Source organism: Bradyrhizobium barranii subsp. apii (assembly GCF_011516635.5).
Classification (GTDB): Bacteria; Pseudomonadota; Alphaproteobacteria; order Rhizobiales; family Xanthobacteraceae; genus Bradyrhizobium; species Bradyrhizobium barranii.
Map to the genome: position 1 here is coordinate 2,631,323 of NZ_CP096255.1, position 14,765 is coordinate 2,646,087.

Here is a 14,765-nt window from a genome sequence, read left to right on the forward strand (position 1 = left end):
GGTGAGCATGTCCCAGTCGCTGCTCTATGCCTTCATCATCTTCGCCCTCGTCATGTTCTTCACGCCGGGGCCGAACAACATCATGCTGCTGTCGTCGGGACTGACTTACGGCTTCCGCCGCACCATCCCGCATATCGCCGGCATCACGATCGGCTTCGCCTTCATGGTCGGCGCCGTTGGCCTCGGGCTCGGCACTGTGTTTCTGGCCTATCCGATCCTCCAGACCATCCTGAAATATGCCGGCGCCGCCTACTTGATTTACCTCGCCGCGGTGATCGCCTTCTCGGGTCCGGCCAAGCCGGGCGAGGAGGACGGCCGTGGCCCGATGACCTTCTGGGGCGCGGCGATGTTCCAGTGGATCAACGCCAAGGGCTGGGTCATCGTGATCGGCACCATCACCGCCTATGCGGCGATTGCCCAGTTCCCGATCAACATCGCGATCCAGACCGTAATCAGCCTGCTCGTCGGCACGGTCTCGACGGTGGTCTGGGCCCTGTTCGGCACTGCACTACGACCGGTACTGACCTCGGAGCGGCTGGTCCGCGCCTTCAATATCGTGATGGCGCTCCTGCTGCTCGCCTCCCTCTACCCCGTTTTCATGGATGCATGATGTCGCGGATTTCCATGCAGAAACGGGTTTCCCTAGGGGCTGAAAATGCTCTAGACAGCCCCCGAAATCCGCAAATTTCACCCTTCGGACACTGACCTTTGGCCGATTCTGGCCCTGAACGAGGAAACGACTATGCGTGTTTATTACGATCGCGACGCCGACCTGAACCTGATCAAGGGCAAGAAGGTCGCCATCGTCGGCTATGGCAGCCAGGGCCACGCCCATGCGCTCAACCTCAAGGACTCCGGCGTCAAGGAAGTCGCCATTGCGCTGCGCAAGGACTCGGGCTCGGTCAAGAAGGCGGAAGCCGCCGGCTTCAAGGTGATGGAAGTCGCCGACGCCGCCAAATGGGCCGACCTCGTCATGATGCTGACCCCGGACGAGCTCCAGGGCGACATTTATCGTGAGCACCTGCACGACAACATGAAGAAGGGCGCCGCCCTCGTGTTCGCGCACGGCCTCAACGTCCACTTCAACCTGCTCGACCCGCGCGCCGACCTCGACGTGCTCATGATCGCGCCGAAGGGCCCCGGCCACACGGTGCGTTCGGAATATCAGCGCGGCGGCGGCGTGCCCTGCCTGATCGCGATCGCCAAGGACGTCTCGGGCAACGCCCATGACCTCGGCCTCTCCTACGCCTCCGCCGTCGGCGGCGGTCGTGCCGGCATCATCGAGACCACCTTCAAGGAAGAGTGCGAGACCGACCTGTTCGGCGAGCAGGTCGTGCTCTGCGGCGGCTTGGTCGAGCTGATCAAGGCCGGCTACGAGACCCTGGTCGAAGCCGGTTACGCCCCGGAGATGGCCTATTTCGAGTGCCTGCACGAAGTGAAGCTGATCGTCGACCTGATCTATGAAGGCGGCATCGCCAACATGAACTACTCGATCTCCAACACCGCGGAGTACGGCGAGTACGTCACCGGTCCGCGCATCGTCACGGCGGAGACCAAGGCCGAGATGAAGCGCGTTCTCGCCGACATCCAGGGCGGCAAGTTCGCCCGCGACTGGATGCTCGAGAACAAGGTCAACCAGACCTCGTTCAAGGCGACCCGCGCCAAGCTCGCCGCGCATCCGATCGAGGAAGTCGGCGCGAAACTGCGCGACATGATGCCCTGGATCAAGAAGGGCGCGCTGGTCGACAAGAGCAAGAACTGACGGCTGCGCCGTCATTCCGGGTTCGCGACTTCGTCGCGCCCCGGAATGACGAGCGAAACACAAGCTTCGCTCGCCAAACCAAATTTTAAACCTTCTCGACTACATCGGAGCGAGATCGCGAACGGCGGTCTCGCTCCTTTCATCTCGCGCGAAGCATTGCTGCTTCATTCAAATTCTTCGCGAGCTGACGTGCCCTCTGAGCACGAAGAACTGACGCTTAAACCACATTCTTGGTCTCGCGTCGTTTTCATGACTTCTCCAAAAGCTCGCGATCGCCAAAACCCCAGCGTCTTCAGAGTCAAGGATTCGACTCTTCATCCGCATCTTCAGGGCGCACTCAATCTCATGTCGCGAAGCTCGCGCGCCGCTTCATCTTAAGAATCGACACCCGCGACGTCCCTTTGAGCGTTGGGTGGCATTGCGCTGACACATCCTTCTCTCCATGATCGCGGGAACTTGAGGGGAGGGGTCTATGCGATCTGTCGTCATCACCGGCGCGTCCACCGGCATCGGCTGGGCCAGTGCGAAATTTCTGATCGGGCGCGGCTACGGCGTCTTCGGCAGCGTCCGCAAGCAGGCCGACGCCGACCGGCTCAGGGGTGAGTTCGGCGCGAACTTCACGCCGCTCCTGTTCGAAGTTACCGACGAGGCCGCCGTGCTCGCCGCTGCGCGCCAGGTTCGCGAGGCGCTGGCTGGCGACACGCTGGCGGGGCTCGTCAACAATGCCGGCATTGCGGTCGCGGGGCCGGTCCTGGAATTGTCGGTCGACGATTTCCGCCGCCAGATGGACATCAACGTCATCGGCCCGGTCATCGCGACGCAAGCCTTCGGGCCGCTGCTCGGCGCGGACCCATCGCTGAAGGGGCCGAAGGGGCGGATCGTGATGATCAGCTCGGTCGCCGGCAAGAACGGCAATCCGCTGTCGGCGCCTTACTGCACCTCCAAGCACGCCATCGAAGGGCTGTCGGAGAGCCTGCGGCGTGAGCTGATGCTGTTCGGGATCGACGTCATCATCGTCGCCCCGGGCGCAGTGAAGACGCCGATCTGGAGCAAGGCCGAAGAGATCGATCTCTCCGTCTATCAGAACTCGCCCTATCTGCCGGCGCTGAACAAGGTCATGGCGTTCATGATGGACCTCGGTGCGAAGGGGCTGCCGGCCGAGCGGATCGCCGAAATCGTGTTCGAGGCGCTGACCGCCGCGAGCCCCAAGGTGCGTTACCAGATCACACCGGACCCGCTGCGCCATCTGATCGGCGCATTGCTGCCGAAACGGACGGTCGATCGCATCATCGCCAAGCGCCTGGGGTTCCTGCCGCAGGGCTGATCGACGTTCAGCTCGCTTCGGCCGTCCGTCGTCGGGGGTGGGCGGCCATCGCGATCAGCCGCAGCGCCATCACGGCGAGTAGCGGAATAAGGAAGGCGGCATAGAGCGGCATCGCCGGCACGCGCTTGCCGAACGACACCATGAACTGGAACCAGAGGTAATAGCCGCCCACGAGGTGCAGCACGCGCCAGGCCTGCGGTCCGAGCAGCGCGGCGGTGCGGTCGAACGAGGTCGCGCTCATGGCGATGATGAATGCATAGCCGATGCCGCCGAAGATGTAGGAGGCGGCCGAGGTGGCCTCCACAAAGCCGGCCGGGTCCATTTTGGCGAAGGCAACGATCGCGCCTGCGTGGATGGCGTGGGAGGCCGCAAAGCTCAGGCCCAGATCGCGACGGTTGCGGCGCTGCCAGCGGGTCCAGGCGTTAGGCCACAGCCGTGCGAGCGCCGCAGCACTGAAGGCAAGGCAGAACAGCAGCAGCGAGCTTCGCGCGGTGAAACGGATCACCATCCGTACGCCCTCGACCTCGAACTGCCGCATCGACGCGATCCACAGGCTGAGCGCGATCAGGCTCAGGGTGAGCACGGCGAGCAGCCGCCAGCCCTCGAACCAGTTTTGGCGTTGTGACATGGCGGTCTCCTCCCTAATGTAAGCATCGATTACATTTCAGGTTGGCGAAATCGTCAACGGTGTAATCAGTGCTTACATCGTTTGGGTGATGCTAGGAAGCGCCATGCCCGCCCGACAGCCGTCCAAGCCGCGCACCCGCCGCCAAACGCCGGAAGCCCGGCCCTATCATCACGGTGACCTCCGCCGCGTGCTGATCGATGCTGCGTTGCAACTGGCGGCGGAGGGTGCCGAAGTCTCGGTGCGCGAGGCCGCACGCCGGACCGCGGTTTCGCCGGGGGCGCCGTTCCGGCACTTCCCCAACCGCGACGCGCTGATGGCGGCGGTGGCCGGGGAGGCGCAGCGGCGCTTTCGAGCCGAGATCGAGGTGGCGCTGGACCAGGCGCCGGCCACCGACCCGCTCGGCCGCTTCCGCGCCTTCGGGCTCGCCTACCTGCGCTGGGCGATGCGCAACCCCGCGCATTTCGAGATCATCTCCACGGGGCGCTACTTCGCCCATGGCAGCTCCGCGGAGTTGACACGCGACAATGCCGAGCTGATCGCTCTGACCGAACGGATGGTGGCAGACGCGGCGGAGCAGGGCCTGCTGCGGTCGGCCGACCTCAAGCGAATCCAGATCGCCGGCCGCGCCCTGGTCTACGGCTTTGCCCGGATGAACCTCGACGGCCACTTTCCGCGCTGGGGGGTGGAGGAGGGCGAGACCGAGCGGATGGCGGAAGGGGTGATCGACCTGTTTATCGCGGGGATCGCGAAGTCGGGCCGCGGCTCCTGACCTGACTGACCCTCATGGTGAGGAGGCGCATAGCGCCGTCTGCGGACGATGCTTCGCATCGCCGCGAGATCCATGAAAGTCCCGGCTGCCAATCCGGGCCTCGCCCTTCGAGACGCCTGCTTCGCAGGCTCCTCAGGGTGAGGGATGGAGTTGGCCGTGCGGCTGTTCGCCGCCTACTAACATTAAGCGAAGGTCGGACCGCGACACGCGTTGCTTGTCCGTGACCATTCAATTACAGTTTTATGACACGGTGCAGGCTTCCGGCTGCGCCGAACGCCGCAGGCCGGTCCGACGGCTGGGTATTCATCGCGCCGGACCAGAAGTTGCGTGCCGTCGATGGCGTCCGCGCCGAATCCAGGTCCTTCTGCCACCACCGCCGTGCTGGCGAGCGTTGCCGCGCTCGGCATATGGCGCCTGCTTGCGGTTGCCGCGCCGCATCTTGCCGCCCTCGCGCTGATGTACGAGACCGAGACCGATTTGGGTTCGCGGCTTTCGTTCGTGCTCGCCTGGGGCATCCTCAATTTCTTCTGGATCACGCTCTTGCGGCGGCCGGCATTGTCGGGCGCGCTGTCGCTGACCATGGTCGTCGTGCTGGTGCTGCTGTCGCGGCTCAAGCACGACGTCGTGCAGATGACGGTCAACTTCATCGACCTGATGATGATCGACCGCGACACCGTGGCGTTCCTGTTCACGATCTTCCCGAACTTGCGCTGGTCGGTGATCGGGGCCGGCCTCGTCACGCTGCCGCTGATGTATGCGCTGTGGTGGCTCGATCCGTTTCGCATCCGCCGCCTGCCGGCGTTCGCGTCCACGCTCGCCTGTCTTGCCGCACTGGTCGGCTATTCGCTCTATCATCCAGACGAGGCCTGGCGCGGCTATTACGACGACGGCTATCTCTCGAAATTCTTCCGCTCCGGCGTCAGCGCGGTTTCCGACTTCGCGCAATACGGCTTCATGGAGTCGGCCGCCTCGACCAACGAGCGGCTCAACATGCCGCTGGTGGATGCCTGCCACCCCGCGGGCCGCCGGCCGAACATCATCATGGTCCATGATGAATCGAGCTTCGACATCCGCGCCGCCCAGGGCATCAAGGTGCCGCCGCGCTATGGCGATCATTTCAAATCCTTTGACGGCAAGCAGCGCACGTTCCTTGCCGAGAGCAATGGCGGGCCGAGCTGGTTCACCGAATACAACGTGCTCGCTGGCCTCTCCTCGCGCTCGTTCGGCCGCTTCGCTTATTTCGTGACGCGCATCGCCTCAAACCGCGTCGAGCGGGGCCTCCCGCTGGCGCTGCGCCGCTGCGGCTATGACACGTTATCGCTCTATCCCGCCTATGGCGGCTTCATGGGCGCGCGCAGCTTTCAGGTGACGACGGGCGTCGAACGCTTCCTCGACTCGAAGGATCTCGGCGCCAAGGACGTAGAGCCGGACTCCTTTTTCTACGACAAGGCGCTCCAGCTGATGGGCCAGCAGCCGCCGAACAAGCCGCTGTTCACCTTCATCTATCTCGGCGCCAATCATTTCCCCTGGGAGACGCGCTTCCGCCCCGACCTACTGCCGAACTGGCGCGCGCCGGGCAATAATGTGGCGTCCATCGACGAATATCTGCGCCGGCAGGCGATGAGCGCTGAGCAGTACAGAGCGTTTGTCGCGGGGCTGAAGAAGAATTTTCCCGGCGAGCCCTTCCTGATCGTGCGCTACGGCGATCACCAGCCTGAGTTTGCGCCGAACCTCCTCGAGCCCGGGCTCGACGAGGGTGCCCTCGGCAAGAAGCTCGACGCTTACGACCCGCGTCTCTACGCGACCTATTACGCGATCGACGCCATCAATTTCGAGCCGGTGAAGAGCGAGGCCGTGATGGACACGGTCGACGGCCCCTATCTCCCGCTGGTGATCCAGGAAGCCGCCGGCATTCCGCTCGATCCCTCCTTTGCCGAGCAGAAGCAGATCATGCTCCGCTGCAAAGGCATCTTCTACGGCTGCAAGGACGGCGCCGAGGCGCGGCGGTTGAACCGCCTCCTGATCAATGCCGGGATCATCCGGGGGCTGTAGCGCTGATCGCTACGCAGACCCAGATCGTAGGGTGGCAAAGCGAAGCGTGCCCACCATCCTGTTGCGCGTGTTGAGAGACGGTGGGCACGGCGCTTACGCGCCTTTGCCCCCCCTACGAAATCCGGGCCTACCGCTTGCCCACGTTCTCCCAAAGCCACTTCGCCACCGCATCCGGCGATGAATTCGCGTCGTTGCCGCTGGCGCGCAAATTGGCCTCGCGCATTGTGGCGATGTCGATCTTGCCAAGCAGCGGCTTGAGCGCGGCCTGTAGTCGCTCATCGCCGGCCCGCTTCGGCGCCAGCAGCAGGATCGCGTCGTAGGGCGGGATCGCGTGCCTGGGATCGTCCAGCACGACCAGATCGTATTTCGCGATCAGTCCGTCGCTGGTGTAGCCGGCGATCACGTCGACCTCGCCGCTGGCGACGGCCGCATACATGAAATCCGGCTGCATCTGGCGCTGGGCGCGGAACGAGAGGGCATAGGATTTTTGCAGCGCTGCCCATTCGGGGCGCGAGAAGAATTCGTAGTCGCCGGCGATGGACAGCGCCGGTGCATGCGCGGCGAGATCGGCGATGGTGCGGATGCCGAGCGCTTCGGCGCGCTTCTTCGGCATCACCAGCGCATAGGCGTTCTCGAAGCCAAGCTCGCCGAGCAGGGTGATATGGTCCTTCGCGAGCGCTGTCTTGAGCTCCGCCAACAACTCCGCGCGCGGCTTGATGTCCGTGCGGTGCAGCTGGTTGGCCCACAACGTACCCGAATAATCGACATAGAGATCGATGTCGCCGGCCTTGAGCGCCTCGAAGATCACGCTGGAGCCGAGACCCGACCGTGCGGTCGCGGAGAGGTCGGCGGCCTGGAGGCGGTCCCTCAGCAGGGCCGACAGCACATATTGCTCGGCGAACGTCTTGGCGCCGACGACATAGCTCTGCGACGAGCGTCCCATCGTCGGCACCAGCGTTGCGAGGACCAGCGCCGCGATCCCGATGCCGCCGAGCGCGGCAGGCAGGCGGCTGCGGTGGCGCAAGCCGCTCTCGATCAGGCCGAGCAGCTGATCGACGGCGAGCGCGAGCAGGGCCGAGGCAAAGCAGCCGAACAGCACGAACACCCAGTTCTGGGTCTGAAGCCCGGCAAAAATGTAATTGCCGAGGCTGGTCTGCCCGATCGGCGTTGACAGGGTCGCGGTGCCGATCACCCACACCGCCGCGGTGCGGATGCCGGCCATCATCACCGGCAGCGCCAGCGGCAACTCGACCATGATGAGCGACTGCCGCGCGGTCATGCCGACGCCTTTGGCGGCTTCGATCAGCGCGGGATCGATGCCGTTGAGGCCCGTGATACCGTTGCGCAGCACCGGCAGCATCGAATAGAGCGCGAGCGCCAGCATCGCCGGCAGGAAGCCGAAAGCCGAGAAGGAGATTCCGAACCAGGCGAGTGTCAAGGACGCGACCAGCAGCAGCAGCGGATAGAACAGCGCGAGCAGTGCCAAGCCGGGCACCGTCTGCACGATGCTTGCGAGCGCGAGCAGGACGGCGCGCGGGGCCGGGCGGTTGCGCGTCAGGATCGCCAGCGGCAGGCTGACGGCGAGGCCAAGCGCGAGCGCGGCGAGGCTGACCCGAACATGGTTGCCGAGATAGTCGGGCAGATGCGACAGCGCCTCGCCCCAGCGCGGATCGGCGAACAGGCTCATGCCGCACCGCTCTGCGGCAGCAGTGCGTTCAGCCGCTCGACCTGGCGCCGCGGCGTGCGCAGCAGCTCCAGCACATAGGCGTCGCTGCTGTTCGAGAGTTCCGCGGGCGTGCCCTGCGCCAGCATTTGTCCGCCGCGCATCACCGCGATGCGGTCGGCGAGCAGGATCGCCTCCGTCATGTCATGGGTGATCATGACGGTGGTCAGGCCGAGCTTGCGATGCAGCTCGCGAAAATCCTCGCCGAGCGCATCGCGGGTGAGGGGATCGAGCGCGCCGAACGGCTCGTCCATCAGCACGATGCGGGGCCGCGCCGCGAGCGCCCGCGCCACCCCGACGCGCTGGCGCTGGCCGCCGGAGAGCGCCTCGGGCAGGCGATCGCGATGCGCGCGACGGTCGAGTTGCACGAGCTCGAGCAGCTCGTCGACCCGCGCGGTGATGTCCGCTGCCGGTGCGCCCAGCAGCCTTGGCGTGATCCCGATATTGTCGGCGACGCTCAGATGCGGAAACAGCCCGCCGCTCTGGAAGACGTAGCCGATCCGGCGCCGCAGCGCGACCGGATCGACGGTTTGCACATCCTCGCCCTCAACCGTGATCGTGCCGGCATCGGCCTCGATCAGCCGGTTGGCGAGCCGCAGCAGCGTGGTCTTGCCGGAGCCGGAGCCGCCGACGATGGCCAGAAATTCGCCCTCGGCGATATCGAGCGACACATCGTCGACGGCCTTGAGTGAGCCGAAGTTCTTGCTGACGTGGGAATAGCCAATCATCGGCCTGGAAGACATTGGGCGGGGCTCACTCTCTTACCCTCCCCCTCCAGGGGAGGGTAAGAGCACGGCAGGACCCATGCGTAGCACGCTTGGCGGCTCGATTGAACTTGGCCGCGCGAGCGGCTAAGGCATCGGGCCAAGTTCGGAGGGAACACATGACGACGCCCACGGCAGTGGCGCTGGAAGACGCCAAAGTCGCGTTCCGGCTGGGGGACGACCGGGTCTATACGGCGGTGGAGAAGGCCCATCTTTCGGTTGCGCAGGGCGAGTTCGTCGCCATCGTCGGGCCGACCGGCTGCGGGAAATCGACCCTGCTCAACGTTGCGGCCGGCCTGCTCAAGCCCGCTGCCGGCAGCATCAAGATATTCGACCGTCCGCTTGCGGGGCTGAACCGGGACGCCGGCTACCTGTTCCAGGCCGATGCGCTGTTCCCCTGGAAGACCGCGCTCGACAATGTCGCGATCGGGCTCGAGATCGCGGGCACGCCCCGCGCCGAGGCACTGCAACACGCGCAAAAATGGCTGACTTCCGTCGGCCTCGGCGCCTTCGCCAACCGCTATCCGCACATGCTCTCCGGCGGCCAGCGCAAGCGCGTGGCGCTGGCACAGGTGCTGATCCGCGACCCAAAGATACTCCTGATGGACGAGCCGTTCGGGCCGCTCGATGCGCAGACCCGCCAGGTCATGGGCAATCTGCTGCTCGACCTCTGGAATGCCGACCGCAAGGCCGTGCTGTTTGTGACCCATGATCTCGAAGAGGCGATCGCGCTCGCCGACCGCGTCGTGATCATGTCGGCGGGGCCGTCCTCGCGCATCATCGGCGACTGGCGCGTGAGCTTGCCGCGCCCGCGCGATATTTTCGAGGTGCGGCTGGACAAGGAGTTCCATGCGCTCCACCGCGAGATCTGGAGCGTGCTCAAGGACGAGGTGATGAAGGGCTACGTGCAATCGACCCAAGCGGCGGAGGCGATCTGATGTCGCGCGTGACGCTGCTTGCGCTGCAAGTCCTGGTCGCCGTCGTCTGCCTCACACTGTGGCAGCTCTTTGCGACCGTGCCGGTGTTCGGAAAAATCCTGTTGCCGCCTTTCTTCTTCTCCAACCCGGTCGATGTGTTCAGCCAGATCGTCAAATGGTTCTCGTCCGGCGTGATCTGGAAGCATCTCGGCATCACGTTGACGGAATCGATTCTGGCGTTCGTGATCGGATCGCTCGGCGGCGTGCTGGTCGGCTTCTGGTTCGCGCGCCAGCCGCTGGTTGCCGCGGTGTTCGACCCTTACGTCAAGATGGTCAACGCGCTGCCCCGCGTCGTGCTTGCGCCGATCTTCGCGCTGTGGCTGGGCCTCGGCATCTGGTCCAAGGTCGCACTCGGCGTGACGCTGGTGTTCTTCATCGTGTTCTTCAACGTCTATCAGGGCGTCAAGGAAGTCAGCCGCACCGTGCTCGACAATGGCCGCATGCTCGGCATGAGCGAGCGGCAGCTGATGCAGCACGTCTATTGGCCGTCGGCGCTGTCGTGGATGTTCTCCTCGCTGCACACCTCGGTCGGCTTCGCCGTGGTCGGCGCCGTCGTCGGCGAATACCTGGGATCGGCGGCGGGGCTCGGCTATCTGATCCAGCAGGCCGAAGGCATCTTCGACGTCGCCGGCGTGTTCGCCGGCATGTTCGTGTTGTCGGCCTTCGTCATCCTGATCGACTTCGGGGTGACGCTGGTTGAGCGCAGGCTGCTGGTCTGGCGGCCGACCGTGGACGGGCGGGGGTAGGCCGCCTCGTTTGCCTGCTGACGTTTATGTGATTGACCGCCCGGAATAGAACGCGCGGCCATACGTCATACCCCCAAGCAACCACCTGCATGGGAGTTCAGGATGCCCCCCTCACAGTTTCGCCGCGCCTTAGCGGTGTTCGCAAGCAGATGCCGATGGCCCAAGCCCGGTCTCGGCACGGCGTTCCTTGCCGCGCCAATTCTGGTCGCGTCCGCACTCCCGCTGCTCGTGTTCGCGCATGAAACCCATCCGGCCGCCCCGCCGGCCGCGGTGAGCACGGAGGAGCGTGCGTTTTTGGAAGAAAACGAAGCGGCGATGACCAAGATGATGAACGACATGGCGGCCAAGCCGACCGGCGACATCGATCGCGACTTCGTCGCAATGATGAGCCCGCATCATCAGGGCGCGATCGACATGGCGGTCATCGAATTGCGGTATGGCAAGAACGAGCAGCTGCGGCGCATCGCCCAGGAAATCATCGTCGACCAGATGCAGGAGATCGCGGCCATGAAGCTCGCGATCGGCGAGCCGGCGACAGACACCGCGCCCGCCCCGACCCAACCGCCCTCAGCTCCCAACACAACCGTTCATCATCATCCGGGCATGCAGATGGATATGTCCACGGGAATGAAGAAGTAGGAGTCGCAGATGACCACGTCACGAAGCACTATGATGAAGAGCATTTTCCTGGCGGCCACGATGCTTGCGACCGGTTCGGTCGCGTGGGCGGGGCAGGCGCCGGGCGCGCTGTCCGCTGCCGATATTCCGGTGAGCCACCACGACCGTGTCTACGCCGCAGAGCAGTTCTCGAATACGGTCTCGGTCACCGATCCCGTCGACAACAAGCTGCTTGGCGTGATCCGGCTGGGCGACCCGCAACCCGGCAATTTCAGCCCGCTCTACAAGGGCCAGGTGCTCGTGCATGGCATGGGCTTCTCGCCCGATCACAAGACGCTCGCCGTGGTGTCGATCGGCTCGAATTCGGTGAGCTTCATCGACACCGCAACCAACGCGGTCAAGCATATCACTTACGTCGGACGATCGCCGCACGAGGCGTTCTTCACGCCGGACGGCAAGGAAGTGTGGGTCACCGTTCGCGGCGAGAACTACATCTCCGTCATCGATCCGATCAGCTTCAAGGAGAAGACCCGCATCACGACCCCGAATGGGCCGGGCATGCAGATTTTCTCACCCGACGGCAAATACTCTGCTCGTCGTTCAATCCCGAGACCGACGTCGTCGCGGTGGCCGAGCACAAGATCGTCGCCACGGTGAAGCAGGAGAGCCCATTCTGCCCGAACATCGCGGCGACGCCGGATGGAAACCAGGTGTGGTTCACGCTGAAGGACGTCGGCCGGACACAGGTGTTCAACGCCAAGCCACCGTTCAACGCGATCAAGACGATCGATACCGGGCCGATCACCAACCACGTCAATTTCGCGCACACTGCCAAGGGCACGTTCGCCTACGTCACCATCGGTGGCCTGAACGAAGTAAAAGTGTTCCGCACCGACGATTTCTCGCAGGTCGCGACGATCCCGGTCGGCAATCTGCCGCACGGCGTCTGGCCGTCGGGCGACGGCACACGCATCTATGTGGGACTGGAGAACGCCGACGCGCTCGCGGCCATCGACACGGCGACCAATAAAGTGGTCGGGAACGTTCCGATCGGCCAGGCGCCGCAGGCAATCGCGTATGTTCCAAATGCCGCGCCTAACCCTGATGACCGCCAGAATTTGCAGGCCCTCGGCGTCGCCGGGCAGGTCGCTCATCTCACGCTTGCGTCGAAGGACGGTGCAAAAGACGGCATGGCGCCGACCAGCGTGTCGCTGTTCGATCAGGGCCTGATTCAGATCTTGCAGGCTTCGGTGACGGGACTTCAGCCCAAGCAGAAATATGTGCTTGCCCTGGCGGAGCATGGCGACGGCAGTGGCCCGTTGCAGCCGTTGGCGGCGTTCATGACCAATCCGGCTGGATCCGCCATCGTCAATGTGGCCGGTCCGATCCGGCAGATCGTCGACCAGTCTGCCGCTGAAACAAGGCGGTACCTGGTGATTGCGGCCGGTGACGCGGCCATGCCTGGTGAGGCGGTCCAGATCGAGGCGCGATGACGCGCCGTCCGACGTCGGCAAAGGGCAGGTGGAGCGCCTCGTGAAGGACATGCTGGTTCAGGTCGAGCCGCTTATCCCCGCGCTCCGCCGCTACGCGCGCGCGCTTTTGCGCGATCGCGCGGCTGCCGACGATCTGGTTCAGGATTGCCTGGAGCGTGCCGTCAGCCATTGGCATCAGCGGCGCGACGGCAGCGTTCGCGCCTGGCTGTTCAGCATCCTCCACAATCTGGCGGTCACGCAATTCCGCCAGGCCACGGCGCGGGGCAGGCATATGCCGATCGACGATGCAGGCGAGCGTGAGCTCGCCAGCGCTGCCGCGCAGGAGCACAGGCTGATCTATCAGGATGTCCTGAAAAAGCTCGCGAGACTGCCGGAAGAGCAGCGTGCGGTGTTGTTGCTTGTTGCGGTTGAGGATCTATCCTACGCGGACGCCGCGGGAGTGCTGAAGATTCCGGTCGGGACCGTGATGTCACGCCTGTCGCGCGCGCGGGAGAGGCTATTGCAGGAGATGGAGGGCGTGGCTCCAGGGAACGTCGTGGCATTGCGGGGCGTGAAATGAACCGGCGGCCGATCACCGAGGACGATCTCCACGCCTATGTCGACCAGGCGCTCGAGCCTGAGCGGCGCGCGGAGGTCGCATCCTATCTGGACGATCATCAGGATGTCGCCGCGCGCGTTGCGGCCTTCGCCACCCAGCGCGAGCAGCTCCGCGGGGCGTTTGCGTCGATCGCCGACGAGCCGTTGTCGGCCGAGCTGAATCTGTCGCACATCATCGAGAGCCGGAGGCGGCCTCCCATGCGGACGTGGTGGGCGATCGCTGCGATGTTGCTTCTCGGCATCGGCGGTCTCGGCGGATGGACCATGCGCGGCGTCTTGCAGGAGGGCTCGAACGGACTGTCTGCGCTGGCACAGGAGGCGGCCTATTCGTATGGCGTTTACGCACCGGACCGCGTGCGGCCGGTCGAGATAAGGGCGTCCGACAGTGCCGAGCTCACGCAATGGGTATCGAATCGGCTGAAACAGCCGGTCAAGGTGCCGGATCTCTCTGTATCCGGCTATCGGCTGATGGGCGGTCGCCTGGTTGCGACGTCGCACGGCCCGGCCGCGATGTTCATGTACGATGACGATCACGGCGACCGGCTTGTCGTGCTGACGCGTCCGATGAGCAACCGCAATCTGGATACGCCGATGATGCCGCAATCGACCGGCGATGTCGCGGGCTTCGTGTGGGCGGATGGCGGCATGGGTTACACGCTCGTCGGCCAGCTTCCGGGAGACACCCTCAAGCCGATCGCGAACGAGATCCGGAAGCAGACGCGCCCGATCTAGCCTCGAAACTGACGAAATGGGCCCGCACGGCAGTGCGAGCCCGAACGTTCAACCGGCCCGAGTTGCGGGCAGCCTAGTCCAGCAGCTTGGTGTCATCGGGCGCCTGCGGCGGCGTCTTGATCGCGATGGCCTTGACCTGACCGCTGATCGGCTTGGTGCCGCCATGCGGCGTGCCCTTGGGGATGATGACGAGGTCGCCGGGTTTCACCGTCACCTCCTTGTCGCCGAGCCAGATCGTCCCGGTCCCGTCCAGGATGTACTGGATCTCGTTGGTGTTGGGATGCATGTGCTTGGGCACATTGCCGACCTGGATCGAGATGGTGGCACCGTCGGCGCTGGCGAACATCTTGGAACGGTAGCCGACATTATTGGCGGGGCCGAGTGCGTCGCCCTCCATCTCGCCGGTGTGGATGATCTGCGCGGTGACGTTCTCGGCTGCCAGCGCCGGCCGGAGCAGTTGGTTGGCGCCGCATCTGGCGGCAAAGGCGGCGGCGATCGACAGCCCGATTGCAAGGCGATTCATGGATGATCCTCCCCATCAAGAATTGTTCTTGTGGACCCATGCTATTGCGCCGAAAGG

General features: G+C 64.6%; 14 protein-coding genes and 1 pseudogene. 11 read left to right on the top strand and 4 right to left on the bottom strand.

What is annotated here, in order from left to right; all coding sequences use genetic code 11:
* The first annotated feature begins 7 nt into the window (after nucleotides 1-7).
* The 3 genes from HAP41_RS12560 to HAP41_RS12570 all read left to right on the top strand — a co-directional run bounded on the left by HAP41_RS12560 (nucleotide 8) and on the right by HAP41_RS12570 (nucleotide 3,086).
* Complete coding sequence (locus HAP41_RS12560) at nucleotides 8-610, top strand: LysE family translocator (protein ID WP_166101632.1); 603 nt, start codon at nucleotides 8-10, stop codon at nucleotides 608-610.
* Between the two features lie 132 nt (nucleotides 611-742).
* Nucleotides 743-1,762: a ketol-acid reductoisomerase gene (gene ilvC / locus HAP41_RS12565; protein WP_063981628.1), complete on the top strand. Its 1,020-nt coding sequence runs from the start codon at nucleotides 743-745 to the stop codon at nucleotides 1,760-1,762.
* Nucleotides 1,763-2,234: 472 nt separating this feature from the next.
* The gene (locus HAP41_RS12570; RefSeq protein WP_166101627.1) at nucleotides 2,235-3,086 is read left to right on the top strand and encodes an SDR family oxidoreductase; all 852 of its coding nucleotides are present in this window, start codon (nucleotides 2,235-2,237) and stop codon (nucleotides 3,084-3,086) included.
* A gap of 7 nt (nucleotides 3,087-3,093) precedes the next feature.
* On the opposite strand, the gene HAP41_RS12575 is transcribed toward HAP41_RS12570, so the two are convergent.
* Nucleotides 3,094-3,714, bottom strand: coding sequence for a hypothetical protein (locus HAP41_RS12575; RefSeq protein WP_166101622.1), 621 nt, complete (start codon nucleotides 3,712-3,714; stop codon nucleotides 3,094-3,096).
* A gap of 103 nt (nucleotides 3,715-3,817) precedes the next feature.
* Here HAP41_RS12575 and HAP41_RS12580 point away from each other — a divergent pair, with 103 nt between their 5' ends.
* Together HAP41_RS12580 and HAP41_RS12585 are read left to right on the top strand one after the other, a co-directional pair.
* Nucleotides 3,818-4,483: a TetR/AcrR family transcriptional regulator gene (locus HAP41_RS12580; protein WP_224580873.1), complete on the top strand. Its 666-nt coding sequence runs from the start codon at nucleotides 3,818-3,820 to the stop codon at nucleotides 4,481-4,483.
* Between the two features lie 336 nt (nucleotides 4,484-4,819).
* Nucleotides 4,820-6,535, top strand: a complete 1,716-nt coding sequence (locus HAP41_RS12585; RefSeq protein ID WP_166101617.1) for a sulfatase-like hydrolase/transferase — start codon at nucleotides 4,820-4,822, stop codon at nucleotides 6,533-6,535.
* Between the two features lie 127 nt (nucleotides 6,536-6,662).
* Here HAP41_RS12585 and HAP41_RS12590 read toward each other — a convergent pair whose 3' ends face one another.
* Together HAP41_RS12590 and HAP41_RS12595 are read right to left on the bottom strand one after the other, a co-directional pair.
* Nucleotides 6,663-8,222 (bottom strand): glycine betaine ABC transporter substrate-binding protein, encoded by a 1,560-nt coding sequence (locus HAP41_RS12590; RefSeq protein WP_166101613.1) that lies wholly within the window; start codon nucleotides 8,220-8,222, stop codon nucleotides 6,663-6,665.
* Nucleotides 8,219-9,001: an ATP-binding cassette domain-containing protein gene (locus tag HAP41_RS12595; RefSeq protein ID WP_166101610.1), complete on the bottom strand. Its 783-nt coding sequence runs from the start codon at nucleotides 8,999-9,001 to the stop codon at nucleotides 8,219-8,221. Before HAP41_RS12595 ends, HAP41_RS12590 begins: the two co-directional genes overlap by 4 nt.
* 140 nt (nucleotides 9,002-9,141) lie before the next feature.
* On the opposite strand from HAP41_RS12595, the gene HAP41_RS12600 reads away from it, so the two are divergent.
* The 6 genes and pseudogenes from HAP41_RS12600 (at nucleotide 9,142) to HAP41_RS12625 (ending at nucleotide 14,185) form a co-directional block, all read left to right on the top strand.
* Entirely contained in the window at nucleotides 9,142-9,960 is an 819-nt protein-coding gene (locus HAP41_RS12600; protein ID WP_166101608.1) for an ABC transporter ATP-binding protein, read from the top strand.
* Nucleotides 9,960-10,745: an ABC transporter permease gene (locus HAP41_RS12605; protein ID WP_166101605.1), complete on the top strand. Its 786-nt coding sequence runs from the start codon at nucleotides 9,960-9,962 to the stop codon at nucleotides 10,743-10,745. The genes HAP41_RS12600 and HAP41_RS12605 overlap by 1 nt, the downstream gene beginning before the upstream one ends.
* Nucleotides 10,746-10,847: 102 nt before the next feature.
* A complete protein-coding gene (locus HAP41_RS12610; protein WP_166101602.1) occupies nucleotides 10,848-11,384 on the top strand; it encodes a DUF305 domain-containing protein in 537 nt (178 codons plus the stop codon).
* Nucleotides 11,385-11,393: 9 nt separating this feature from the next.
* Nucleotides 11,394-12,856 (top strand): annotated as a pseudogene (locus HAP41_RS12615) (YncE family protein).
* A 49-nt stretch (nucleotides 12,857-12,905) separates the two neighbouring features.
* Complete coding sequence (locus HAP41_RS12620) at nucleotides 12,906-13,415, top strand: sigma-70 family RNA polymerase sigma factor (RefSeq protein WP_175618527.1); 510 nt, start codon at nucleotides 12,906-12,908, stop codon at nucleotides 13,413-13,415.
* Entirely contained in the window at nucleotides 13,412-14,185 is a 774-nt protein-coding gene (locus HAP41_RS12625) for an anti-sigma factor family protein (protein WP_166101596.1), read from the top strand. Before HAP41_RS12620 ends, HAP41_RS12625 begins: the two co-directional genes overlap by 4 nt.
* 73 nt (nucleotides 14,186-14,258) lie before the next feature.
* Here HAP41_RS12625 and HAP41_RS12630 read toward each other — a convergent pair whose 3' ends face one another.
* Nucleotides 14,259-14,708, bottom strand: coding sequence for a cupin domain-containing protein (locus tag HAP41_RS12630; protein ID WP_166101593.1), 450 nt, complete (start codon nucleotides 14,706-14,708; stop codon nucleotides 14,259-14,261).
* Between the last annotated feature and the right edge of the window lie 57 nt (nucleotides 14,709-14,765).